The organism is Microbacterium sp. SA156 (assembly GCF_049065455.1).
Taxonomy (GTDB): Bacteria; Actinomycetota; Actinomycetes; order Actinomycetales; family Microbacteriaceae; genus Microbacterium; species Microbacterium barkeri.
In genome coordinates this window covers 1-22,897 of record NZ_JBAKGU010000025.1, presented here as the reverse complement: position 1 = coordinate 22,897, position 22,897 = coordinate 1, and the positions used below count along the sequence as shown (strand labels likewise).

The window sequence follows — 22,897 nt, the reverse complement described above, 5'->3', positions numbered from 1 at the left end:
GGGCAGTTCTGCCCTCTCTCACCGCGGGCAGTGATGTCGACGTCTGTAGGCTGAGAGCGACGTTCGCCGATGACATCGGCCTTTTCCCCAGAGGAGACGACCAGATGCTTGACGACTCGAGCCAGGCCGGGCTCTCTGCTGTGATCCGCCCCGACGGATCCGCCGAGCTCACCGTCGACGAGACGCCGCAGCAGATCACGACGACGCTCGTCGAGGATGCGCGCCGCGAGATCGTGCGCCGGGCCGCCGAGATCGCCGCCATGCTCTCCGGCCCCGTGCATGTGACGGTGCACGAGCCCGACGGCGACTGGCCGCTCCTCGTGCACCCCGACGGCCGCGTCGATTCCGACGAGGGCGCCGCCGAACCTGCACCCGCGGGCGGCGAGACCGCCGATGACGACCTCCTCGCCGCCGACACGCAGATCGTGACGCGCATCCCCGTGACGTTCGAGCCCTCGCCGCAGCAGGCATCCGCGCCCGCCCCGACTCCTGCACCGGCTCCGGCTCCCGCGCGCGCGGCGGGTCAGCCCGGGCCCATGCGCACGGGGTCCGCCCCGCAGCCCGCGAGCGCCGCGCCGCAGCCCCCGAGCACTCAGGCGCAGCCCGCGAGCGCGCCGGCCGACGGCGGCGCGCAGCGCCCGTCGTTCCTGGCGCCTGAGCGCATCGAGGAGCCCGCGACCCGCGGATGGCGGGGCGCGCTCGTGCGCGCGGGCATGCGGGTTCCGCCGGGGTCGGCCGAGCGCGCCGAGCGCGAGGACCAGGCCGCGGTCTCCCAGCACTGGGCGGGGCCCCGCACGATCGCCGTCGTCAACGGCAAGGGCGGCTCGGGCAAGACGCCCACGACGATCCTCACGGCGGCCGTCTTCGCGCGCTTCGGCGGCGCCGGCGTGCTCGCGTGGGACAACAACCAGACGCGCGGCACGCTCGGATGGCGCACCGAGCAGGGGCCGCACGAGTCGACGCTGCACGAGCTGCTGCCCGAGACCGATCACCTGCTCTCGTCGAGCGCGCAGTCGGCCGATCTCGCCCGCTTCGTGCACCATCAGACCCGCGACCGCTTCGATGTGCTCCGCTCGCAGCCGATGGCCCTCGCCGAGCAGCAGCGCATCGACGCGGCAGACGTCGACCGCATCCACGCCGTCGCGGCGAAGTACTACCGCCTCATCGTCATGGACTCGGGCAACGACGAGTCCGACCCCGTGTGGCTGCAGATGATCGACCACACCGACCAGCTCGTCGTCGCGACGACGTCGCGCGCGGAGCACGCCGAGGCCGGCGCCCTGCTGCTCGAGGCGCTCGCGATGCGCGACGAGCGCTCGGCGCGCCTCGCGCGGAACGCCGTCGCGGTCGTGAGCCAGGCCGACCCGAACGCGCCGTCGAGCGAGCACCGCAAGGTGGTCGACGGATACCGGGCCCTCGCGCGCGACGTCGTGAGCATCCCCTACGACCCGGCGATGATCGGCGGCCTGCTGCACTACGGCGCCCTGAAGCCCGCGACGCAGCGCGCGTGGCTCTCGGCCGGTGCGGCGATCGCGCGCGGCTTCGACGCGACGTCCGCATAGGCCCCGTCTAGAGCCGCACGACCTCGGTCACGCGGACGATCGCGGTGCCGGCCTCGGCCGACGCCTCGAGGTCGACCTCGGCGCGGATGCGCCAGTCGTGGTCGCCCTCGGGGTCGTCGATCGTCTGCTCGACCCGCCAGAACGCCCCCGCTTCCTCGATCCGACACAGCGCGGGCGACCGGGAGGCGCCGCCCGTGCCGATCGACTCGTGGTCGGCGTAGTAGCGATCCAGGGCGTGCGGCCATCCGACGTCCGGATCGAGCGCCTCGAGCTCGTCGTCCTTCTCGAGCGCCGCGAGCTGCACGCGCCGGAACATCTCGTTCCGCACGAGCACGGTGAACGCGCGCCGGTTCACCGTGACGGATGGCGGCGCCGGCGGCACGACGGAGGTCGCGTCGTCGCCGTCCGCGCCCGAGGCGAGCGCCTCCCACTCGTCGACGAGGCTCGAGTCGACCTGGCGGACGAGCTCGCCGAGCCACTCGATGATGTCGCGCAGCTCCTCGGTCCGCGCCTCGGCGGGCACGGTCTGGCGGATGGCGCGGTACGCGTCGCTGAGATAGCGGAGCACGAGGCCCTCGCTCCGCCCGAGCTGGTACCAGTTCACGAACTCCGCGAACGACATCGCCTGCTCGAACATGTCGCGCACGACCGACTTGGGGCGCAGCTCGAAGTCGCGCACCCACGGCTGGCTCGTCGCGAACACCTCGAACGACTGCTGGAGGAGGTCGGCGAGGGGCTTGGCGTAGGTGATCTCCTCGAGCGCGCTCATGCGCTCCTCGTACTCGAGGCCCTCGCGCTTCATGGCGGCGACGGCCTCGCCGCGCGCCTTGAACTCCTGCTGGGACAGGATCGCCCGCGGGTCGTCGAGGGTCGCCTCGATGACGCTCACGACATCGAGAGCGTACGAGCCGGTGCCCACGCCGTCGGCGCCGCCCTCGGGGTCGAGCAGCTCGATCGCCGCGAGCGCGAACGGCGACAGCGGCTGGTTGAGCGCGAAGTTCGGCTGCAGCTCGACGACGAGGTGGATGCGCCCGTCGGCGTCGACCTCGACGATCCCGGCCTCGCGCAGCGTGCGGAAGATCGCGAGCGCCCGACGTGCGAGCGCGTACTTCCGGTTCCGCGGCTCGTGGTTGTCGAACACGAGTGCGCGCACATTCGCGAAGACGTCTCCACCGCGGCCGATCACGTTGATGAGCATCGCGCTCGTGATCTGCAGCTGCGGCTGGAGCGCCTCCGGCTCCGCCTCCACGAGCTTGTCGAAGGTCTGCTTGCTCCACGACACGAACCCGGTCGGGGCCTTCTTGCGCTGCACGCGCTTGCGCTTGACGGGGTCGTCTCCGGCCTTGCGGAGGGCCTGCGCGTTCTCGATCTCGTGGTCGGGGGCGAGCACGACGACGTTGCCGTAGGGGTCGTACCCCGCGCGGCCGGCGCGGCCCGCGATCTGGTGGAACTCGCGCGCCGACAGCCGCCGCATGCGCGTGCCGTCGTACTTCGACAGCGCCGTGATCATGACGGTGCGGATGGGCACGTTGATGCCGACCCCGAGGGTGTCGGTCCCGCAGATGACGCGGAGGAGCCCGCGCTGCGCGAGCGTCTCGACGAGGCGGCGGTAGCGCGGAAGCATCCCCGCGTGGTGCACGCCGATCCCCGATCGTACGAGGCGCGAGAGCGTCCTGCCGAACGCGGTCGTGAAGCGGAATCCGCCGATCGCCTCGGCGATCTCGTCGCGCTGCTCGCGGGTGGTGACCTTGACGCTCGCGAGCGCCTGGGCGCGCTCCATGGCCGCCGCCTGCGAGAAGTGCACGATGTACACGGGCGTCTCGCGCTCCTCGAGGAGCCGCTCGACGGTCTCGTGCGCCGGATGGTCGGAGTAGGAGTGATGCAGGGGCACGGGCCTCTCCGCTCCCGCGACGAGCGTCGTCTGCCGTCCGGTGCGCCGGGTGAGGTCCTCCTGGATGGCCGTCGTGTCGCCGAGCGTGGCCGACATGAGGAGGAACTGCGCGCGCGGCAGGAGCAGCAGCGGAACCTGCCAGGCCCATCCGCGATCCGCGTCGCCGTAGTAGTGGAACTCGTCCATGACGACCTGGTCGACGGGGGCATCGGCCCCCTGGCGCAGGGCCAGGTTCGCGAGGATCTCGGCGGTGCAGCAGACGATCGCGGCGTCGGGGTTGACCGACGAGTCGCCCGTGACCATCCCGACGCTCTCGGCCCCGAAGATGTCGACGAGCGCGAAGAACTTCTCGCTCACGAGCGCCTTGATGGGAGCCGTGTAGTAGGTGCGGCCGCCGCGCGCGAGCGCGATCGCGTGCGCGGCGATCGCGACGAGCGACTTGCCCGTGCCCGTGGGCGTCGCGAGGACGACGTTGCTGCCCGAGACGAGCTCGATCAGCGCCTCGTCCTGAGCGGGGTAGAGCGCGAGCCCGCGCTCGGTCGTCCACGCGGTGAACGCGTCGTAGAGCGCGTCCGCATCGCCGTCGGTCGTTCGGATGCGGTCGAGCAGGGAGGAGGCCATCCCCTCGAGTCTGCCTCATCGCCCTGCAGGGCAGCTGCGCTTGCCGGCCGCGAAGAGTGAGTGTACAGTCACTCACATGCCGCGCACCCTCCTCACCGCCGACGCCCGACGCCCCGACCTCGTCGACGCCGCCGTGCGCCGGTTCGCGCGCGGCGGCTACGCGGGCACGAGCGTCGCCTCGGTCGCGGCCGAGGCCGGGATCTCCGCCGCCTACGCGTTCAAGCTCTTCCCGCGCAAGGAGCAGCTCTTCGCCGCGGCCGTGGAGCGGTGCTTCGACCTCGTCGTGGATGCCCTCGAACAAGGCGCCGACACGGCACAGGGAGAGGACGCCGACGCGGTGCTCGACGCCATGGGCGGCGCCTACGCCGCACTCATCGCCGACCGCGACCTCCTTCTGCTCCAGGTGCACGCGCAGTCCGTGGCCGAGATCGCCGAGGTCGGCGCCGCGCTCCGCCACGGGCTCGGCCGCGTCGCCGAGCTCGCCGCCGAGCGCTCGGGCGGCACTCCCCCGCAGGTGCAGCGGTTCGTCGCCTACGGCCAGCTGTGCCACCTCGTCGTGACCGCGGGCCTCGACGATGTCGACGCCGACTGGGCTCACGCGCTGACGGCGGGAATCCGACACCCCTGACCGCGCCCTTCCTTCCAACCGCCATCCATCAGTGAGTGATTGATCACTCTACAAAGGAGAACCCATGAACACCAACCGCTCTGTCCTCGTCACGGGCGTCACCGGCGCGACGGGGTCGGCCACGGCTCGCGCCCTCGCCGCTCGCGGCATCGCCTACCGCGGCTTCACCCGCCGAGACGATGCGCCTCTCCCCGGCGACGGCACCGTCGTCCGCGGCGACTTCGACGACCGCGACGCGGTCGCGCGGGCGCTCGAGGGGGTCGGCGCGGCCTACCTCGTGACGCCTTCGACCGAGCGCGCCCAGGACCAGCAGCTCGCGTTCCTCGAGGCCGCACGTGCGGCAGGCGTCGCGCACATCGTCCTGCTGTCGCAGTTCGCGGCGGCGGAGGACTCCCCCGTGCGCTTCCTGCGATATCACGCCGTGGTCGAGGCCGCGCTGCGCGCGTCGAGGATGGCCTCGACCGCCCTGCGGCCGAACCTCTTCATGCAGGGCCTGCTCGTGTACCGCGACCTCATCCGCGCGCAGGGGATCGTGCCCGCGCCGATCGGCGACGCCCGCGTGAGCGCCGTGCACGTCGACGACATCGGAGCGGTCGCCGCGCACGCCCTCGTGTCCGAGACGGGCCTGGGCGTGCTCGACCTCACCGGGCCCGCCGCGCTCACGCACGCCGAGATGGCGAGCGCGCTCGCGCGTGCGGCCGAGCGCGACATCCGCTTCGTCGACGTCCCCGCGCCGGCGTTCGCCCGGTCGCTCGAGGGGCTCCTCCCCGCGTGGCAGGTGGAGGGCCTCCTCGAGGACTACGCGCACTACGCAGCGGGCGAGGCCGAGCGTGTCTCACCCGACGTCGAACGCGTCACGGGTCGCCCCGCGCGCCCGTTCGCGGCCTTCGCGGCGGAGGCGGCGCCGCTGCTGCGGTGACGCCGCCCCGCGGCGGTCAGCGCGACGTCTCGCGCGCGATCGCGGCGACGAACGCGTCGACGTCGTCCTCGGTGGTGTCGAAGCTGCACATCCAGCGCACCTCGCCGACCGACTCGTCCCAGTCGTAGAAGCGGACGCTCTCGCGCAGGCGATCGGCGACGCCGTCCGGGAGGATGGCGAACACGCCGTTCGCCTGCGTCTCGCGCGTGAACCGCACGCCGCGGATCGAGCCGTCCGCGAGGCCCGCCTCGACGCCCGCGCGCAGTCGCCGCGCCATGGCGTTGGCGTGGCGGGCGTTGCGCAGATACAGGTCGCCGTCGAAGAGCGCCACGAGCTGCACCGATACGAAGCGCATCTTCGACGCGAGCTGCATGTTCATCTTGCGGAGGAAGGTGAGGCCGTCCGACGCCGCGGGGTCGAGCACGACGATCGCCTCGGCGAGCATCGCGCCGTTCTTCGTGCCGCCCAGCGACAGCACGTCCACGCCCGCGTCGCGCGTGAAGGCGCGCAGCGGGAGGTCGAGCGCTGCCGCGGCGTTCGCGAGGCGCGCGCCGTCCAGGTGCACGCGCATGCCGAGGCCGTGCGCGTGGTCGGCGATCGCGCGGATCTCGTCGGGGGTGTAGACGGTGCCGAGCTCGGTCGCCTGCGTGATCGAGACGACGAGCGGCTGCGCGCGGTGCTCGTCGCCCCAGCCCCACGCCTCGCGGTCGATGAGGTCGGGGGTGAGCTTGCCGTCCTCGGTGGGCACCGTGAGGAGCTTCATGCCGCCGATGCGCTCGGGCGCCCCCTGCTCGTCGACGTTGATGTGCGCGGTCGAGGCCGCGATCACGGCGCCCCAGCGGGGCAGCATCGACTGCAGCGCCGTGACGTTCGCGCCCGTGCCGTTGAACACGGGGAACGCGGCCACGGGCCCACCCAAGTGCTCGGCGAGCACCTCGTGCAGGCGGGCGGTGTAGACGTCCTCTCCGTAGGCGATCTGGTGTCCGGCGTTCGCGTCGGCGATCGCCGCGAGCACCTCGGGGTGGATGCCGGCGTAGTTGTCGGAGGCGAATCCGCGCAGGTTCGCGTCATGAATCGGGGTCACTGATCCAGCCTATTCAGGGTCGTCAGGCGAGCTCGACGACCCGGTCGTTGACGGCGGCCGCGTCGGCCGCCCACAGGTCGGCGTACGCGTCGGCGAGGCGCTCCTCGCGCCCGGCGAGAGCCGTGACGCGGAAGATCGTCGCGGCCGCGGAGGGGGCCTCCGTCGCGAAGCCGTCGGCGAGCGCGCGCGTCCACGCCTCGCTCGCGGCCTTGACCGCCGCGTAGCTCGCGCCGCCCGCGCGGGGGCGCGCGACGGCCGTGGACGAGACGATCGCGACGCGGGCGCGCGACGACGCGACGAAGGACGGCCACAGCGCGCGCGTCACGAGACGCAGCGACGTGAACGACGACTCGAGGAACCGGTGGTCCTCCTCCGATTGGCCGGGGATCCCTCCGCCTCCGCGCCATCCGCCTACGAGGTGCAGCAGCCCGTCGATCGCGCCCGCCGACGAGGCGAGCGTGCGCACCTCGCCCTCGTCCGCGAGGTCGACCTCGATCGTCTCGAGCCCCTCCCCCGCGAGCGCCGCGAGCTTCCGGGGGTCGCGCCCCGCCACGATGACGCGCGCGCCGCCATCCGCGAGCCGCCGGGCCGCCGCGCGGCCGGCCGCGCTCGTGCCCCCGGCGAGGAGCACGGCGCGGCCGGCCAGGGCGTCGTCAGTCATCCGTCCCGCGGATGCCCGAGGTCTGCGCGATCACGTCGCGCATCTTCTTCTCGAGCGCCTCGTAGAACATCGACAGCGGGAACTCGTCGTCCAGCACGGCGTCGGTGAAGCCGCGCGGCGGGCCGGCGAGCACCTCGTCCGGAAGGCCGCGGGCCCACTTCGAGGCGGGGTGCGGCGTCAGCACCGACCGGATGAGGTCGTATGCCGCGAGCCAGTGCACGGTCTTCGGCCGGTCGATCGAGCGCCAGTACAGCTCGTCGATCGCGTCGCCCAGGGCGACGACCGCGTCGGGGACCGCGTCCCAGTCGAACGTGAGCGCGGTGTCCGTCCAGTGGAGCGCCCCGCGCTGGTGCAGCCACGCGAACAGCAGCTGGCCGCCGAGCCCGTCGTAGTTGCGCACGCGGCTGCCCGTGATCGCGAACCGGAAGATCCGGTCGAAGATCACCGCGTACTGCACGAGCCGCGCGTGCTCGAGCGTCTCGGCCTCGACCGCGGAGAGCTCCTCGGCGCCCGTGAGACGCCGCTGGATGGCGACGCACTCGCGGAAGGCCGTGAGGTCGCAGCGCAGCTCCTCGAGCGAGTAGAGGAAGTACGGCATCCGCTGCTTGATCATGAACGGGTCGAACGGCAGGTCACCGCGCATGTGGGTGCGATCGTGGATGATGTCCCACATGACGAAGGTCTGCTCGGTCAGCTGCTGGTCGTCGAGCATCCGCGCGGCCTCGGCCGGCAGCTCGAGCTTCGTGATCTCGGATGCCGCACGGACGACGCGGCGGTAGCGCGCGGCCTCGCGGTCCTGGAAGATCGCTCCCCACGTGAAGGCGGGGATCTCGCGCACGGCGACGGTCTCGGGGAAGAGCACGGCGGAGTTCGTGTCGTACCCGGGCGTGAAGTCGACCAGACGCAGGCTCACGAAGAGCCGGTTGCCGTAGTCGGTCGCCTCGAGGCGCGCGATGAAGTCGGGCCAGATGACCTCGACGACGAGCGCCTCGAGATGCCGGTCGGGCGAGCCGTTCTGCGTGTACATCGGGAACACGACGAGGTGACGCAGCCCGTCGACCCGGTGCTGCTCGGGGTGGAACGCGACGAGGGCGTCGTGGAAGTCGGGAACGCCGAACCCGTCGGCGACCCAGCGGCCGAGGTCGGCGACGACCGCCTCGAGGTACGCGGCGTCGTGCGGGAAGCGCGGCGCGAGCTCGCGCACCGCGTCCTGCACGCGCTCGACCTCGGCGCGCGCGGCGTCATGCGCCGATGCGTCGGGGATCGAGCCGTCGGATGCCTGCATCGCCTGGATCGCGATCGCGGCGTCCTTGAGACGCCGCCACGCATCCGAGGTCTCGACGCCGGGGGCTCGGCCGTCCTCGACGACCTCGGGCTCACCGATGATCGCCTTCGTGCTGTGCACCTGGCTCATGGACATGGGAACCTCCGATCTTCGAGGCTCTGGCCGCGTCGTCGCGGCGGTGGATGTCGGTCCCTCCAGGCTATGCGGCGGCGGGCTCGAATGGGCTGCGCATCCTGCGCGATCACCCGCGCGACGCGCCGGGGCCGATCATCGTTCTGCTCAGCGGCGGCCGCCGCGGCCCAGCACGAAGCCGATCGCGGTCTGGATCGCGGTGAGCCCGACGAGCAGCGCGAGGGTCGGCGCCCAGCTGCCCGTGCGCTCGGCGAGGAAGCCCGCGGCGAACGGGCCGGCGGCCGCGAGCAGGTAGCCGAGCGACTGCGCCATGCCCGACAGCTTCGCCGCCTCGCCGTGGCTGCGCGCACGCAGGCTGAGCATCGTCAGCGCCGCCACGAGCGATGCGCCCTGCGCGAGACCGAGGAGCGCGAGCCACAGGTACAGGGCGCCGGGCCACACGAGCAGGCCGAGCGTCCCGATCGCGAGCGGAGCCGTCGCCACGACCATCCCCGGGCCCTGGTCGACGCCATCGCGCAGCAGGCGCGGGATGAGCAGGCCGCCTGCGATGCCGAGGAGGAGCACGACGGAGAGGTGCAGGCCGGCCGTCGCGGCGGGCACGCCCCACGTCCCCTCGATCGTCGGGAGCCACGTGACGACGACGTAGAAGGTCGTGGATTGCAGCCCCATGTACGCCGTCGCGAGCCACGCCGTGCCCCAGCGCCAGATGCTCGGATGGTGCGGCACGGGAACGGGATCGAGCGAGCGCTCATGCGACGAGGGGCCCGCCACGCGCGGCAGCCAGGCGAGCGCGACGACGAGCGCGAGTCCGCCCCACACGACGAGCGAGAACCGCCAGTTCACGAGGTGCGCGAGCGGCACGGAGAGCGCCGAGCCGGCGCCCGCCGCGAACGTGAGGAACGCCGTGTAGAAGCCGGTCGCGAGGGAGATGCGCGTCGGGTAGTCGCGCTTGACGAGAACCGGGGTGAGCACGTTGCCGACCGCGACCGCGGCGCCCACGGCGAACGTGCCGACCCACAGCCCGACATCGCCCGCGTAGGAGCGCACGAGCGTCGCGCCCACGAGGACGATGAGCGCGACGAGCACGGCCCTGTCGTCTCCGAAGCGCGTCGCCATCCGGTGCACGAGCGGCGACACGGCGGCGAAGGCGAGCAGGGGCAGGGCCGAGAGCAGGCCGAGCGCGCCCTCGCCGAGCCCGGTCTCCGCGCCGATGCCGCCGAGGACCGGGCCGACGGCCGTGATCGCGGGGCGCAGGCAGAGCGCGACGAGGAAGACGAGAGCGGCCATCCAGCCGGTTCTGCGCATGCCCTCGTTCATCTGTGCAAATGTAGGACATCTGGCCGTCGCGCGCCAGCCGGACGCCGGCGACGCCGGTACGCTCGACGGGAGGAGGTATCGCGATGCCGCTCAACGCGCCGATCCGGCAGGCCCCGCTCGTCGTGCAGGTCACCGAGCAGTTCCGCGCGCTCATCGTGTCGGGCGCGTGGCCGGTGGGATCGCGGATCCCGGGCGAGATCCAGCTCGCGGAGGATCTGGACGTGAGCCGCGGCACGGTCCGCGAGGCGCTGCGCGCGCTGAGCGTCGCGGGACTCCTCGAGCCGCGCGTGGGTGACGGCACCTACGTGCGCGCGTCCGACGAGCTCCCCGTGCTGCTCGCGAGAGACGAGGTGTCGATCGACCACGTCTTCGAGGCGCGGGCCGGGCTCGAGGCCGCCGCCGCGCGCGCCGCCGCGGCCATCCCCGAGACCGCGGGCCCGGCGATCGAGCGCGCCCTCGTCGAGCGGATGCGCGCGCACGAGGCGGGCGACCTCGACGCCTGCGTCGCGGCCGACGCGGCCTTCCACCGGGCGGTGATCGAGGCGAGCGGCAACCCCCTGCTCGCGCGCCTCCACGAGGCGATGGCGGGGCTCGTGACCCACTCGATCGCCGAGACGAGCGCCCTCCCCGAGCCGCGCGAGGTGGGCGACGCCCATCGCGCTCTCGCCGACGCCATCGCGCGCGGAGACCGCGACGCGGCGGGCGCCCTCGCGGCGTCGCTCATCGACACCGTCCGGGCGACGGCCGCCCCGTGAGCCGCCGCTATCCGTCGACCATCGCGGCGCCCGTCGAGCACGAGCTCGTCGAGCGGAAGTCGCGCTTCATCGCCCAGGTCGCGCCGGTCTCCTCGCCGCAGGAGGCGGAGGAGGTCATCGCCGCCGCGCGCCGGCGCGCATGGGATGCCCGCCACCACTGCGTCGCGATGGTGACCGGCCTCCTCGGCGACCAGGCGCGCTCATCCGACGACGGCGAGCCGTCGGGCACGGCGGGGATCCCCATGCTCGAGGTGCTGCGACGCCGCGACCTCACCGACGTGGTCGCGGTCGTCACCCGCTACTTCGGCGGGATCAAGCTCGGGGCGGGCGGGCTCGTCCGCGCGTACTCCTCTGCCGTGTCAGAGGCGCTCGACCTCGCCGCGCCCGTGCGCCGGGAGGCGCTCACGCAGGTGACGGTCGCGGTGCCGCACGGCGACGCGGGCCGCATCGACAACCTGCTGCGCGAGTGGGCCGCGCACCACGGCGCGACGCTCGGCGAGACCTCCTACGCGACGCACGCGACCTTCGAGCTCTGGACGCCGGCCGCCGAGCTCGGCCGCCTCCGCGACGACCTCGCAGCCGCCACGGCCGGCGCCCTCGCGCCGGTCATCGGCGGAGAGCGCGTCGTCGACGTGTCCGGCCGAGGCTAGCCGCGCCAGGAGTGCTGCGGCTCGAAGCCCAGCAGGCGGCGCGCCTTCTCGATCGACAGCAGGGTCTGCGTGCCCGCGACCTCGCCGCGCACCGGCACCTCGGGGAACACCTCGGCGGCGAGCTCGGCCGAGCCCCGCGACATCACCGTGTCGGCGGCCGCGATGACGAAGTTCTCCGCGCCGACGATGCCGCTCTCGACCGCGAGGCGGCAGGCGAGCGCGCCGTCGCGCGCGTCGATGTAGCCCCACGCGTTCCACGAGCGCTCGGACGGGTCGGCGTCGAACCCCGGGAAGCGCGCGTAGTCCTCGGGATCCATCACGTTCGAGAACCGCAGGCCGAGGAAGCCCGCATCGGGGCACCAGCGGGCGAAGTGGCGGGCGAGCTCCTCGTCGACCGCCTTCCCGAGGGAGTAGGACGTCTGCGGCCGGACGGCGTACTCCTCATCGACGGGGAGGTACGGCGGAGGGGTGTCGGCGAACGACAGCCCGAGGAGGGTCTCACTCGATGCGAACACCACGCGGCGGATGCCGGCGAGCCGTGCCGCGGAGAAGAGGTTGTAGGTGATCGCCGTGTTGTTCGCGAAGGTCGCGGCGTCGGGCAGCAGGCCGGGCGCCGGGATCGCGGCGAGGTGCACGAGCGCGTCGACGCCGCGGCCCGAGCCCACGGGAAGGGCGCCGTAGTGCTCGTCGACGTGCGTGAGCACCTGGACCGCCTGCCCGTAGTCGCTGAGGTCGGCCTGGAGGAAGCGCGCCCCCTCCGGCAGCGAGGCGGGCCGCACGCGGTCGACCGCGGTCACCGCGTACCCGTGCTCGGCGAAGTGCGCGACGACCGCGCGCCCCAGCTTCCCGCTGCTCCCCGTGATGACGACCCGCTGCGCTGCTGTGTCCACGGGTCCAGCCTAGGCGTCGCGCGGCGCGCCGTGGATGCGGCGCGAGATCTCCTCCGCCACCGAGCGGGCGTCGTCGACGAGCGCCGGCAGGCGCTCGGGCGCGACCGACGCGTCCGGATACGTGATCGCGATCGCGGCCACGGGCCATCCGCGGTGATCGAGCACGGGGACCGCGACCGATGACAGCCCCGGGGTGACGTCTCCGGTCTCCTCGGCCCATCCGCGCAGGCGCCCCTCCTCGAGCACGCGGCGCAGCTCGGCGTAGGTCGTCACGGCGGGCGTCTCGGCATGCCGCTGCACGAAGGCCCGCGCATCGGGGTACAGCGCGCGCAGCTGCGCCTTGGGCAGCGCGGCGAGGATGGCCCGCCCGCTCGCGGTCAGCTGGGCCGGCAGGCGGACGTCGACGGCCGTGACGAGGTCGGGTGCGTGCTTCGCGCGGATCTCGACGATGTAGAGCACCTCGCGCCCGTGCAGGACGGCGAGATGCGCGCTGAGCCCGATCCGGTCGACCAGGCGAGCGACGTGCACGCGGCCGAGGCGCGCGAGCGGGTCGGTGCGCGCATAGGAGCTGCCGAGGTCGACGGCCGCGATGCCGAGCCCGTATCGGCTCTCGTCGGGCAGCCGCATGACGTACCCCGCCCGCTCGGCGACGTTCAGGAGGTGGTAGACCGTCGAGCGGGGCAGCTCCAGGCGCTGCGCGATCGTCGCGGCCTGGAGCGGCCCGCTCGCACGCGCGAGCAGGTCGAGGATGCGCAGCCCGTTCTCGAACGCGGGAACGCGGGACGACTCTGACATCGAGGTCGAGGCTACGCGAGCGCGCCGATCGCCGTCTCGACCGCCGCGAGCACGCGGCCCGACTGCACGTGCGCGACCGCCGCCTGGATGTCGGGCGACGTGAAGGCGTCGGTGTCGGGCGCGGCGATGTCGGTGCGGAAGAGGGCGTGCAGCGCGCGGGTGGCCGCGCCCGGCTCGCCCTCGCCGGCGGCGAGGCGGAAGTCGAGGGCGCGCGTCGCGGTGAGCAGCTCGATCGCGAGCACGCGCGCGAGGCCGTCGATCGAGCGGCGCAGCTTGCGCGCGGCCGCCCATCCCATCGCGACGTGGTCTTCCTGCATCGCCGAGGACGGGATGGAGTCGACCGAGGCGGGGACCGCGAGCCGCTTCATCTCGGAGACGATGCCTGCGGCCGTGTACTGCGCGATCATGAGGCCCGAGTCGAGCCCCGGGTCGGCGGCGAGGAACGGCGGGAGCCCGTGGTTGCGCGCGACGTCGAGGAAGCGGTCGGTCCGGCGCTCCGACATCGACGCGACGTCCGCCGCGGCGATCGCGAGGAAGTCGAGCACGTACCCGACGGGCGCCCCGTGGAAGTTGCCGTTCGACTCGACGCGCCCGTCGCGGGTCACCACCGGGTTGTCGATCGCGCTGCCGAGCTCGATGCGGGCGACCGAGGCCGCGTGCGCCGCCGTGTCGCGCGCGGCGCCGTGCACCTGCGGAGCACAGCGCAGGGAGTAGGCGTCCTGCACGCGCGTGAACTCGCCGCTCACCCGCCGGGAGACGAGTCCCGAGTCAGCCAGCACCCGCGCCATGTTCGCGGCCGCGGCGGCCTGCCCGGGGTGCGGGCGCAGCTCCTGCAGGTCCGCGGCGAACACGGAGTCGGTCCCGCGGAGCGCCTCGACGCTCGCGGCGGCCGCGACGTCGGCCACGCGCAGGAGCGCCTCGAGGTCGTGCAGCGCGAGCAGGAGCGTGCCGAGCATCCCGTCGGTGCCGTTGATGAGGGCGAGGCCCTCCTTCTCCTCCAGCACGACGGGGGCGATGCCCGCCTCCTCGAGGGCATCGCCCGCGTCGCGCAGCTCGCCGGCCGCATCGCGCACGGTGCCCTCGCCCATGATGGCGAGGGCGCAGTGCGCGAGCGGCGACAGGTCGCCCGAGCAGCCGAGCGAGCCGTACTCGTGCACGACGGGCGTGAGCCCTGCGTTGAGCACCTGCGCGTAGGTCTCCGCGACGATCGGGCGAGCACCCGTGCGGCCCGTCGCGAGGGTGTCGAGACGCAGGAGCATGAGCGCGCGGACCACCTCGCGCTCGACCTCCTCTCCGGTTCCGGCGGCGTGCGATCGCACGAGGCTGCGCTGCAGCTGCCGGCGCTTCTCGCGCGGGATCTGCACGGTGGCGAGGGCGCCGAAGCCCGTCGAGACGCCGTAGTGCGGGAGCGCGTCGTGTGCGAGGTCGTCGATGAGCGCGCGGCTCTCCGCCATGTCGCGGAGCGCCTGCTCCGAGAGATGGACGGGCGCGCCGTCTCGGGCCACGGCGACGACGTCGTCCGGGCGGAGGCCCGCGGAGCCGAGCGAGATGGAGCGGAGGGCGTGCGAGGTGGTCATCCCTCCATGGAACGTCACGTCCGCGCCGGCGGACAGGACCGAGCGCCTCCTGCCGTCTGGGATCCCAGACGGTACGCTCTGGGATCCCAGACGACGATGTGCGGGGCGGCGGTTCGCCCCGCACCGCCCGTGGGTACCGTGACGCCATGAGCGATCAGCCCTCCCCCGCCCTCTCGCACGATCCCCTCTGGCCGCGCACGGGCGGATGGCCGCGCCCCGACGGCGCGGAGGCGGACGCCGCCCTCTTCGGGCTCCCGACGCGGCGCACCTCGCTCTCGCCGACGCATGCGGACGCGACGCCATCGGCGGTGCGCGACGCGCTGCGCCGCTACTCGGCCCTCGCGCACGTGGAGGGCAGGGGCGCCGTCGACCTCGACGAGGCGCTGCGCATCGTCGACGCGGGCGACATCGCCGAGCCCGATCACGGCCGCGATGAGGACGCCGCTGTCGCGGCCGTCCGCGCGCTCGCGGAGCGCGCACGGCTCGTCATCGCACTGGGCGGCGACAACGCGGCGACGGTCCCCGCGGCGCTCGGCGCGTGGGGCGACGGCATCGCGTCGGCCGGCCTCATCACCTTCGACGCGCATCACGACCTGCGCGACGGGATCAGCAACGGCTCCCCCGTGCGGCGCCTCATCGAGGCCGGGCTCGACGGGCGGCGCGTCGTGCAGATCGGCATCGCCGACTTCGCGAACTCGCTCGCGTACGCGCGGCGGGCGCAGGAGCTCGGGATCACTGTCATCCCGCGCGATGCCCTGCACGATCGCCCGATCGCCGACGTCGTCGACGAGGCGCTCGCGATCGCGGGCGCGGGCGGCGGCGCGGTCCACGTCGACGTCGACGTCGATGTCTGCGACCGCGCGGTCGCCCCCGCCTGCCCGGCTTCCGTGCCCGGCGGCCTCTCGGCCGCCGAGCTGCGCAGGGCCGTCCGACGCGTCACGCGCGACCCCCGCGTGCGATCGCTCGACCTCACCGAGGTCGATGCGACCGCGGACACCCCCGACGGGCGCACGGTGCGTCTCGTCGCGACGCTCGTCCTGGAGGCGCTCGCGGGCGTCGCCGGACGCTAGCCCGACCGAGGAGAATGGAGACGACGATGTCTGACACCTCTGCCACGCACGCGCCCGCCGCGACCGCTTCCGCGCACACCCTCCGCCGCGGGCTCTCCGCCCGGCACGTGCGCTTCATGGCGCTCGGCTCCGCGATCGGGACCGGCCTCTTCTACGGGTCGTCCGCGGCCATCCAGTCCGCGGGACCCGCCGTGCTCCTCGCGTACATCGTCGGCGGCGCCGCCGTCTTCATGGTGATGCGCGCGCTCGGCGAGATGGCGGTCCGCCATCCCGTCGCGGGCTCCTTCGGCCAGTACGCCGCCCGCTACCTCGGCCCGCTCGCAGGCTTCGTGACGGGATGGACGTACGCGTTCGAGATGGTGATCGTGTGCCTCGCCGACGTGACGGCGTTCGGCATCTACATGGGCTTCTGGTTCCCCGACGTGCCGCGCTGGATCTGGGTGCTCTCGATCATCCTCTTCATCGGCGCGCTCAACCTGCTGAGCGTGAAGGTGTTCGGAGAGCTCGAGTTCTGGTTCTCGCTCGTCAAGGTCTCCGCGATCATCGCGATGATCGCGGGCGGCATCGCCATCATCGCGTTCGGGCTCGGCAACCAGGAGGAGAACGCCTCCGGCATCGCGAACCTCTGGAGCCACGGCGGCTTCGCCCCCGAGGGCGTCGGCGGGCTCATCGCGAGCCTCGCGGTCGTCATGTTCGCGTTCGGCGGCATCGAGATCATCGGCGTCACGGCCGGGGAGGCCCAGGATCCCAAGCGCGTGCTGCCGCAGGCGATCAACACCGTGCCGCTGCGCATCCTCCTCTTCTACGTGCTCACGCTCGGGGTCATCATGATGCTCGTGCCGTGGACGTCGATCACGGGCGAGGCGAGCCCCTTCGTCTCGATCTTCACGACCCTCGGGATCCCGTTCGCGCCGCACCTCCTCAACGCCGTCGTCATCACGGCCGCGGTGTCGGCCATCAACTCCGACATCTTCGGCGCGGGTCGCATGATGTTCGGCCTCGCGCAGCAGGGGCAGGCGCCCGCGATCTTCCGGAAGACCTCCCGCCAGGGTGTCCCGATCTTCCCTGTCCTCATCCTCATGGCGACGCTGCTCGTGGGCGTCGTCCTCAACGCGGTGATCCCCGAGCAGGCGTTCCTCCTCATCGCATCGGTCGCGACGTTCGCCACGGTGTGGGTGTGGCTCATGATCCTGCTGTCGCACGTGCGCATGAAGCACGCGATCGCGCGGGAGGGCCGGCTTCCGTCGGAGTTCCCCGTCCCACTCTGGCCGGCGGCCTCCTACGCGGCGATCGCCTTCGTGCTGTTCGTCGTCGTCGTGCTCGGCATCGTGCCCGACACGCGGCCCGCGCTCATGGTGGGCGCGGTGTGGCTGGCCGTCCTCTGGCTGGCGTACACGCTGTTCGTCCGCGAGCAGGGGCGATCGGCGCCCGACCTCGAGGACGCGACAGCGCCCATCCCGCTGCCTCCTCGAGCGCCGTGACGCGACGCGACGGCCCCGTCTGGGATTCCAGACGGGGCCGTCGCGTTCCCCGTTGTCGCGCGGGCCGTCGCGGGATTGGATCGAGGCAGACCCCGGCTCGAGAGAGAGGCCCCGACGATGACGCTCCCCGGCGCACGCCCCGTCCGCGCACAGCGCGGCACCACCCTGACGGCGAAGAGCTGGCAGACCGAAGCCCCGCTGCGCATGCTGCACAACAACCTCGACCCCGAGGTCGCCGAGCGGCCCGACGACCTCGTCGTCTACGGCGGAACCGGGCGCGCCGCGCGCAGCTGGGAGGCGTTCGACGCGATCACGGCGGCGCTCACCGATCTCGAGGATGACGAGACGCTTCTCGTGCAGTCCGGCAAGCCGGTCGGCATCTTCCGCACGAACCCGTGGGCGCCGCGCGTGCTCATCGCGAACTCGCACCTCGTCGGCGACTGGGCGACGTGGCCCGAGTTCCGCCGTCTCGAGGCCGAGGGGCTCACGATGTACGGGCAGATGACGGCCGGCTCCTGGATCTACATCGGCACGCAGGGCATCCTCCAGGGCACGTTCGAGACGTTCGCCGCCGTCGCCCGCAAGCGCTTCGGCGGGACGCTCGCCGGAACGCTCACGCTCACGGGAGGCTGCGGCGGGATGGGCGGCGCTCAGCCGCTCGCGGTCACCCTCAACGACGGCGTCTGCCTCGTCGTCGACGTCGACGAGACGCGTCTGCGCCGTCGCGTCGGCAAGCGCTACCTCGACCGCGTCGAGGCCGACCTCGACACCGCCGTCGCGGTCGCCCTCGAGGCGAAGGAGCAGCGCCGCGCGCTCTCGATCGGCGTCGTCGGCAACGCGGCCGAGGTCTTCCCCGAGCTGCTGCGCCGCGGCGTCGCGATCGACATCGTCACCGACCAGACCTCCGCGCACGACCCCCTGTCGTACCTGCCCGTCGGCATGTCCGTCGAGGAGTGGCACGACGCCGCCGCGGCCGACCCCGAGGGCTTCACCGAGCGCGCCCGCGCATCGATGGCGGCCCAGGTCGAGGCGATGGTGGGGTTCCAGGATGCGGGTGCCGAGGTCTTCGACTACGGCAACTCCATCCGAGACGAGGCCCGCCAGGCCGGGTACGAGCGCGCGTTCGCCTTCCCCGGGTTCGTGCCGGCCTACATCCGTCCGCTCTTCTGCGAGGGTCTCGGCCCGTTCCGCTGGGCCGCGCTGTCGGGCGACCCGCGCGACATCGAGGTCACCGACCGCGCCATCCTCGAGCTGTTCCCCGAGGATGCGCACCTGCGCCGGTGGATCACCGCCGCGCAGGAGCGCGTCGAGTTCGAGGGCCTGCCCGCCCGCATCTGCTGGCTCGGCTACGGCGACCGGGCGAAGGCGGGGCTGCGCTTCAACGAGCTCGTCGCCTCGGGGGAGATCTCGGCGCCGATCGTCATCGGCCGCGATCACCTCGACTCGGGCTCGGTCGCGTCGCCCTACCGCGAGACGGAGTCGATGCTCGACGGATCCGACGCGATCGCCGACTGGCCGCTCCTCAACGCCCTCACCGCCGCCTCCTCGGGCGCCACCTGGGTGTCGCTGCATCACGGGGGCGGCGTCGGCATCGGGCGCTCGATCCACGCGGGGCAGGTCGGCGTCGCGGATGGCACGCCGCTCGCGGCGGAGAAGCTCGCGCGCCTGCTCACCAACGACCCCGGGATGGGCGTCATCCGCCACGTCGACGCCGGCTACCGACGAGCGGTCGACGTGGCCGCCGAGCGCGGCGTGCGCATCCCGCTCACGCCGGTCGTGCGGGACTGACATGGGCAGCATCCTCGTCACGGGCATCCGCGAGCTCACCACGAACGAGGGCCCGCGGCTGCGCGACGCCGCGGTCGTGATCGACGGCGACCGGTTCGCGTGGGTCGGGCCGGCCGCAGACGCACCCGACGCCGACGAGCGCGTCGATGCGGATGGTCGAGCCGCGCTGCCGGGATGGGTCGACTCCCACACGCATCTCGTGTTCGCGGGCGACCGGTCCGCCGAGTTCGAGTCGCGCATGGCGGGTCAGCCGTATGCCGCCGGCGGCATCAACGCGACGGTGTCGGCCACGCGAGCCGCGTCGGACGACGAGCTGCGCGCGGGCATCGCACGGCTCGTCGCCGAGGCGCGCGCCGGCGGCACGACCGCTCTCGAGACGAAGACCGGCTACGGGCTCACGGTCGACGACGAGGTTCGATCGGCGCGGATCGCCGCGGAGGCGGTCGACGAGGTCACCTTCCTCGGGGCGCACGTCGTCCCGGAGGGTGCGGACCGGGTCGAGTACCTCGAACTCGTGACCGGGCCGATGCTCGATGCGGTCGCGCCATGGGTGACGGCCGTCGACGTGTTCTGCGAGCGCGGCGCGTTCTCGGCGGAGGAGAGTGCTCGCGTGCTCGCCGCCGCGACGGCGCGAGGACTCGCCGCCCATGTGCACGGCAATCAGCTCGGGCACGGCGACGGCGTGCGGATCGCCGTGGAGCACGGAGCGCTGAGCGTCGACCACCTCGGCTTCCTGACCGACGATGACGTGGAGGCACTCGCGGAGACGTGGCAGGGCGACGGGCGCGGCACCGTCGCGACCGTGCTCCCGGCCTGCGACCTCTCTACGCGCATGCCGCTCGCGCCCGCCCGTCGGCTCATCGACGCCGGGGCGGTCGTCGCGATCGCGAGCAACTGCAACCCCGGCACGTCGTACACATCGTCAATGGCGTTCTGCGTCGCGACCGCCGTGCTGCAGATGGGGCTCACCATCGAGGAGGCCGTGCGCGCCGCGACTCTCGGGGGAGCGATCGCGCTCGACCGCCACGTCGACCGACCGGGCCGCCCGCGCCTCGGCGTCGTCGCGCCCGGCGCGCGCGCCGACCTGCAGCTGCTCGACGCCCCGTCGGTCAGCCACCTCGCCTATCGCCCCGGCATGCCGCTCACGTCCGCCGTCTGGCGGGCCGGTGTTCGGGTGGTGTGACGAGGTCATCGGACCGACCCCTCCTCGTCATGAGCCAAGATGGCGGTGAGGAGGACACGCGATGGACCGACCCCTGCTCGACCGAGCGGCACGCCGGTCTCTGTGGCGTGCCCTGCCCCCGATCCTGCTCTGCCTCGGGATGGTCGCGTGGATGGGCTGGTTCAGCCGCGGCGTGATCCAGGAGACCGACGGCGCCATCCTCGCGCCCGGCGTCTGGACCGATCAGCTCATGCGCTCCATCCCCGAGCAGCAGGAATGGATGGCTGTGCCTATCGGCCTCCTACTGTGGCTCCTGCTCGTCGTGCTGACGCTCGCGGGGCCTCTGCTTGTGCTCATCCTCGCGGGGCGACGCGCGGTCAGCCGGCTCCGCCGGTGGCGAGTGCTGCACGGGTTCGACGCCGACCGCAGGCGTCCGGATCTGATCCTCGTCGTCGCCGAGGATGACGTGCGTCGCATGGGCATGCGGGGCCGCCCGTCGGGCGTCGTCATCGCGGGCACGATCGAGCACCTCGACCCCGACACCGCGCTCGCTCGCGCGCTCGCCGGAGAGACGCGAGTGGCGGTGCTGGGCGACCGCGCGCTGATGCCTCCTGCCGTTTCCGCGCGCATCGAGGGCCACCTCGTCAACGCGCGCTCGCGGTCGAGCGCGGTCATCGCGGTCGACCGACAGCGTGACGTCTGCTGGCCTCTGGGACGCGTCGTGCCGCTGAGTGCGCTGAAGGTCCTGCGGACCGCACCGAAGCAACGGCACGTCGTGGACGGCGTCACCGCCGTGGTGGGCGGCGGCATCGCGCTCACGTGGGCCGAAGACGCGGGCCTCTGGAGCTCGACCGACGGCGGATGGGGCGACGGCGGCGGAGACGGCGGCGACGGCAGCGGGGGCGACGGCGGAGGCGGCGACGGCGGTGGAGGCGGCGGGGACGGCGGCGGAGACGGCGGAGGAGGCGGTGGAGGCGGCGGCGAATAAGCGGCCGGCCACGCTTCCGGGGCCCGCGGCAGGTGATCGCGAGGACGGCGCCCGCTCCCGGGGCTCTCCTCCCTGATTGAACCCGGACCCGCCGCACATCCGATGCTGTCTCGCTCAGGCGGGTTCGAGGGTGAATCGGGCGTCCGTGCCGTGGTCGAGGTCTTCGTGGTGGGCGATGTCGTCGGCGTCGAGGAGGGCTTGGGCGAGGTATTCCGGGGTTGTCCAGTAGTGGCGGAACCATTCCTGGATGTCCTGTTCGATCTCGAGGTGCAGCAGCCGCTCCCTCTCCCGCTCCTCCTGCTCGCGCCGGCGCTGCTCCTCCTCCCGCTGGTGCTGTTCGCGTTCCGGCTGGTGCTGTTCCTGCTCGCGCTCCTGTTCGCGTTCGTGCTGGCGGGCGCGGCGGCGCTGCTCGGCCTGCTCGCGGTCGCGGTGGTGGCGGGCGAGGGCGTCGGCGATGAGCGGGGTCGGGGTGGCTTCCGCGCGGACCTGCGGGGGTGGCTTCTCGGTGTAGGTGTGTCCGGCGGGGCTGGTCCATTCCAGGACCCCGTCGCCGAGCTGCCTGACCTGCCAGGGCGTGTGGTGCTTGTCCTGGTGGCATCCCTCGCACAGGCAGGCGAGGTTGCCCACGTCCGTGACACCGCCCTGGGCGTACGGGATGGTGTGGTCCAGGTCGGCGGTGAGGGCGAGGTTGCGGCACCCGGGGGTGCGGCAGCGTTCGTCGCGGGCGAGGAGGTACCGCTTCTGCGCAGCGGTGGGGGTGTACCGGTCGACGGTGAGCAGCGCCCCGGTGTCGGGATGGCAGAACACCCGCTCCCACCCCGCCGCGTTCCCCGCGAGCTTGCGGGCGGTGTCCGCGTCGATCGGCCCGTACCCGGCCAGGAACCCCGGCTCATCATCCAACCCCGCCAGCGTCGTGGCCGCGACCGTGACCTGCACCACCGCCCGCACCCGCGACAGCACCCCATCCACATCCCCCACCAAGCCCCGCACCGACGGCGGAGCCCCACGCGGAGGATCCACGTCCGGAGGCGATCCGTCCGGGGGTGAAGCTCCGGGACCTCGCGCGTGGTCAGCGTCGTCGGCACCCGCATCGGGGGTCGCCGAATCCATGTCCGCGGTCGCACCCGCGGCGTCCACGTTCACGTCGTCCGCATCCGGTGTCACCGCGTCCGCGCCCGGCTCCGTCGTGCCCGGCTCCGTCGCGCCCGCGTCCGCATCGCCGACATCCGTCGTGCCCGCGTCCGGGGCGCCCGCGCCGTCTGCGTTCGTGTTGGTGGTCCAGGGGGCGGGGGTGTCGTCAGGGTCGCCGCACAGGGCGGACAGGACCTCCACGGCGAGGTCCGACGCGATCTGCGTCGCCGTCCGCGGCCCCTCCCCACCCTCACCGACCCGCTCCGAATCCTCGAACCGCACACCCGACCCACCGGCCGCGCCCACACCCGCGGCGCCCGCGCCCGCGCCCGCGCCCGCGCCCGCAACGCTTCCGGTATCCGTGGTTTCGGCGGCGCGGCGTTCCTGTCGGGCCAGGTCCCGCGCGTGCTGGCGCAGGGCCCGGGCGATCGCCTGGATCCGGGTCGCCTCGCCCACGATCTCCAGCGCCTGCGTCCCATCCGGGAGCACCTTCACCCACACACCCCGCCG

19 protein-coding genes are annotated in these 22,897 nt (G+C 73.2%); 10 read left to right on the top strand and 9 right to left on the bottom strand.

Features of this window, described 5'->3' with window-relative positions; all coding sequences use genetic code 11:
- The first annotated feature begins 104 nt into the window (after window positions 1–104).
- Complete coding sequence (locus ACOWU6_RS16255; protein ID WP_282979066.1) at window positions 105–1,562, top strand: MinD/ParA family ATP-binding protein; 1,458 nt, start codon at window positions 105–107, stop codon at window positions 1,560–1,562.
- A 7-nt stretch (window positions 1,563–1,569) separates the two neighbouring features.
- On the opposite strand, the gene ACOWU6_RS16250 is transcribed toward ACOWU6_RS16255, so the two are convergent.
- Window positions 1,570–4,074 (bottom strand): DEAD/DEAH box helicase, encoded by a 2,505-nt coding sequence (locus ACOWU6_RS16250; protein WP_421076346.1) that lies wholly within the window; start codon window positions 4,072–4,074, stop codon window positions 1,570–1,572.
- Window positions 4,075–4,150: 76 nt separating this feature from the next.
- On the opposite strand from ACOWU6_RS16250, the gene ACOWU6_RS16245 reads away from it, so the two are divergent.
- Window positions 4,151–4,702, top strand: a complete 552-nt coding sequence (locus tag ACOWU6_RS16245; protein ID WP_282979068.1) for a TetR/AcrR family transcriptional regulator — start codon at window positions 4,151–4,153, stop codon at window positions 4,700–4,702.
- Between the two features lie 64 nt (window positions 4,703–4,766).
- Complete coding sequence (locus tag ACOWU6_RS16240) at window positions 4,767–5,621, top strand: NmrA family NAD(P)-binding protein (protein ID WP_421076345.1); 855 nt, start codon at window positions 4,767–4,769, stop codon at window positions 5,619–5,621.
- A gap of 16 nt (window positions 5,622–5,637) precedes the next feature.
- On the opposite strand, the gene ACOWU6_RS16235 is transcribed toward ACOWU6_RS16240, so the two are convergent.
- The 4 genes from ACOWU6_RS16235 to ACOWU6_RS16220 form a co-directional block, all read right to left on the bottom strand.
- Window positions 5,638–6,705: a threonine aldolase family protein gene (locus ACOWU6_RS16235; RefSeq protein ID WP_421076344.1), complete on the bottom strand. Its 1,068-nt coding sequence runs from the start codon at window positions 6,703–6,705 to the stop codon at window positions 5,638–5,640.
- Window positions 6,706–6,727: 22 nt separating this feature from the next.
- Window positions 6,728–7,366 (bottom strand): SDR family NAD(P)-dependent oxidoreductase, encoded by a 639-nt coding sequence (locus tag ACOWU6_RS16230; protein ID WP_421076343.1) that lies wholly within the window; start codon window positions 7,364–7,366, stop codon window positions 6,728–6,730.
- Window positions 7,359–8,786, bottom strand: coding sequence for a DUF6421 family protein (locus ACOWU6_RS16225; protein WP_421076342.1), 1,428 nt, complete (start codon window positions 8,784–8,786; stop codon window positions 7,359–7,361). The genes ACOWU6_RS16230 and ACOWU6_RS16225 overlap by 8 nt, the downstream gene beginning before the upstream one ends.
- A gap of 144 nt (window positions 8,787–8,930) precedes the next feature.
- Complete coding sequence (locus ACOWU6_RS16220; RefSeq protein ID WP_421076341.1) at window positions 8,931–10,100, bottom strand: MFS transporter; 1,170 nt, start codon at window positions 10,098–10,100, stop codon at window positions 8,931–8,933.
- 83 nt (window positions 10,101–10,183) lie between these two features.
- Here ACOWU6_RS16220 and ACOWU6_RS16215 point away from each other — a divergent pair, with 83 nt between their 5' ends.
- Window positions 10,184–10,855: a FadR/GntR family transcriptional regulator gene (locus ACOWU6_RS16215; protein WP_421076340.1), complete on the top strand. Its 672-nt coding sequence runs from the start codon at window positions 10,184–10,186 to the stop codon at window positions 10,853–10,855.
- Window positions 10,852–11,505: an IMPACT family protein gene (locus tag ACOWU6_RS16210; RefSeq protein ID WP_421076339.1), complete on the top strand. Its 654-nt coding sequence runs from the start codon at window positions 10,852–10,854 to the stop codon at window positions 11,503–11,505. Before ACOWU6_RS16215 ends, ACOWU6_RS16210 begins: the two co-directional genes overlap by 4 nt.
- Here ACOWU6_RS16210 and ACOWU6_RS16205 read toward each other — a convergent pair.
- From ACOWU6_RS16205 to hutH, 3 genes are read right to left on the bottom strand one after another with little or no spacing between them, the layout of a single operon-like run.
- Window positions 11,502–12,395, bottom strand: coding sequence for an NAD-dependent epimerase/dehydratase family protein (locus tag ACOWU6_RS16205; RefSeq protein WP_421076338.1), 894 nt, complete (start codon window positions 12,393–12,395; stop codon window positions 11,502–11,504). The genes ACOWU6_RS16210 and ACOWU6_RS16205 overlap by 4 nt on opposite strands.
- 9 nt (window positions 12,396–12,404) lie before the next feature.
- The gene (locus ACOWU6_RS16200; protein ID WP_324012606.1) at window positions 12,405–13,190 is read right to left on the bottom strand and encodes an IclR family transcriptional regulator; all 786 of its coding nucleotides are present in this window, start codon (window positions 13,188–13,190) and stop codon (window positions 12,405–12,407) included.
- Window positions 13,191–13,201: 11 nt separating this feature from the next.
- Entirely contained in the window at window positions 13,202–14,767 is a 1,566-nt protein-coding gene (gene hutH / locus ACOWU6_RS16195; protein ID WP_421076337.1) for a histidine ammonia-lyase, read from the bottom strand.
- 146 nt (window positions 14,768–14,913) lie between these two features.
- On the opposite strand from hutH, the gene ACOWU6_RS16190 reads away from it, so the two are divergent.
- From ACOWU6_RS16190 to ACOWU6_RS16170, 5 genes are all read left to right on the top strand, one after another.
- Window positions 14,914–15,837, top strand: a complete 924-nt coding sequence (locus tag ACOWU6_RS16190) for an arginase family protein (protein WP_421076336.1) — start codon at window positions 14,914–14,916, stop codon at window positions 15,835–15,837.
- Window positions 15,838–15,863: 26 nt separating this feature from the next.
- The gene (locus ACOWU6_RS16185; RefSeq protein ID WP_421076335.1) at window positions 15,864–17,318 is read left to right on the top strand and encodes an amino acid permease; all 1,455 of its coding nucleotides are present in this window, start codon (window positions 15,864–15,866) and stop codon (window positions 17,316–17,318) included.
- A gap of 117 nt (window positions 17,319–17,435) precedes the next feature.
- Entirely contained in the window at window positions 17,436–19,106 is a 1,671-nt protein-coding gene (gene hutU, locus ACOWU6_RS16180) for a urocanate hydratase (RefSeq protein WP_421076334.1), read from the top strand.
- Window position 19,107: 1 nt separating this feature from the next.
- On the top strand, window positions 19,108–20,289 hold the full coding sequence (gene hutI, locus ACOWU6_RS16175; RefSeq protein ID WP_421076333.1) for an imidazolonepropionase: 1,182 nt from the start codon (window positions 19,108–19,110) through the stop codon (window positions 20,287–20,289).
- Window positions 20,290–20,350: 61 nt separating this feature from the next.
- Entirely contained in the window at window positions 20,351–21,256 is a 906-nt protein-coding gene (locus ACOWU6_RS16170) for a hypothetical protein (RefSeq protein ID WP_421076332.1), read from the top strand.
- A gap of 114 nt (window positions 21,257–21,370) precedes the next feature.
- Here the strand turns inward: ACOWU6_RS16170 and ACOWU6_RS16165 are convergent.
- On the bottom strand, window positions 21,371–22,897 hold a 1,527-nt coding region (locus tag ACOWU6_RS16165), incomplete at its 5' end, for an HNH endonuclease (protein WP_421076331.1).

Bases quoted from the DNA above. Each gene is read 5' to 3' on its own strand.
- ACOWU6_RS16255 (WP_282979066.1), top strand. From the start codon at position 105: ATGCTTGACGACTCGAGCCAGGCCGGGCTCTCTGCTGTGATCCGCCCC.
- ACOWU6_RS16250 (WP_421076346.1), bottom strand. From the start codon at position 4,074: ATGGCCTCCTCCCTGCTCGACCGCATCCGAACGACCGACGGCGATGCG.
- ACOWU6_RS16245 (WP_282979068.1), top strand. From the start codon at position 4,151: ATGCCGCGCACCCTCCTCACCGCCGACGCCCGACGCCCCGACCTCGTC.
- ACOWU6_RS16240 (WP_421076345.1), top strand. From the start codon at position 4,767: ATGAACACCAACCGCTCTGTCCTCGTCACGGGCGTCACCGGCGCGACG.
- ACOWU6_RS16230 (WP_421076343.1), bottom strand. From the start codon at position 7,366: ATGACTGACGACGCCCTGGCCGGCCGCGCCGTGCTCCTCGCCGGGGGC.
- ACOWU6_RS16225 (WP_421076342.1), bottom strand. From the start codon at position 8,786: ATGTCCATGAGCCAGGTGCACAGCACGAAGGCGATCATCGGTGAGCCC.
- ACOWU6_RS16220 (WP_421076341.1), bottom strand. From the start codon at position 10,100: ATGAACGAGGGCATGCGCAGAACCGGCTGGATGGCCGCTCTCGTCTTC.
- ACOWU6_RS16215 (WP_421076340.1), top strand. From the start codon at position 10,184: ATGCCGCTCAACGCGCCGATCCGGCAGGCCCCGCTCGTCGTGCAGGTC.
- ACOWU6_RS16200 (WP_324012606.1), bottom strand. From the start codon at position 13,190: ATGTCAGAGTCGTCCCGCGTTCCCGCGTTCGAGAACGGGCTGCGCATC.
- hutH (WP_421076337.1), bottom strand. From the start codon at position 14,767: ATGACCACCTCGCACGCCCTCCGCTCCATCTCGCTCGGCTCCGCGGGC.
- ACOWU6_RS16190 (WP_421076336.1), top strand. From the start codon at position 14,914: ATGAGCGATCAGCCCTCCCCCGCCCTCTCGCACGATCCCCTCTGGCCG.
- ACOWU6_RS16185 (WP_421076335.1), top strand. From the start codon at position 15,864: ATGTCTGACACCTCTGCCACGCACGCGCCCGCCGCGACCGCTTCCGCG.
- hutU (WP_421076334.1), top strand. From the start codon at position 17,436: ATGACGCTCCCCGGCGCACGCCCCGTCCGCGCACAGCGCGGCACCACC.
- hutI (WP_421076333.1), top strand. From the start codon at position 19,108: ATGGGCAGCATCCTCGTCACGGGCATCCGCGAGCTCACCACGAACGAG.
- ACOWU6_RS16170 (WP_421076332.1), top strand. From the start codon at position 20,351: ATGGACCGACCCCTGCTCGACCGAGCGGCACGCCGGTCTCTGTGGCGT.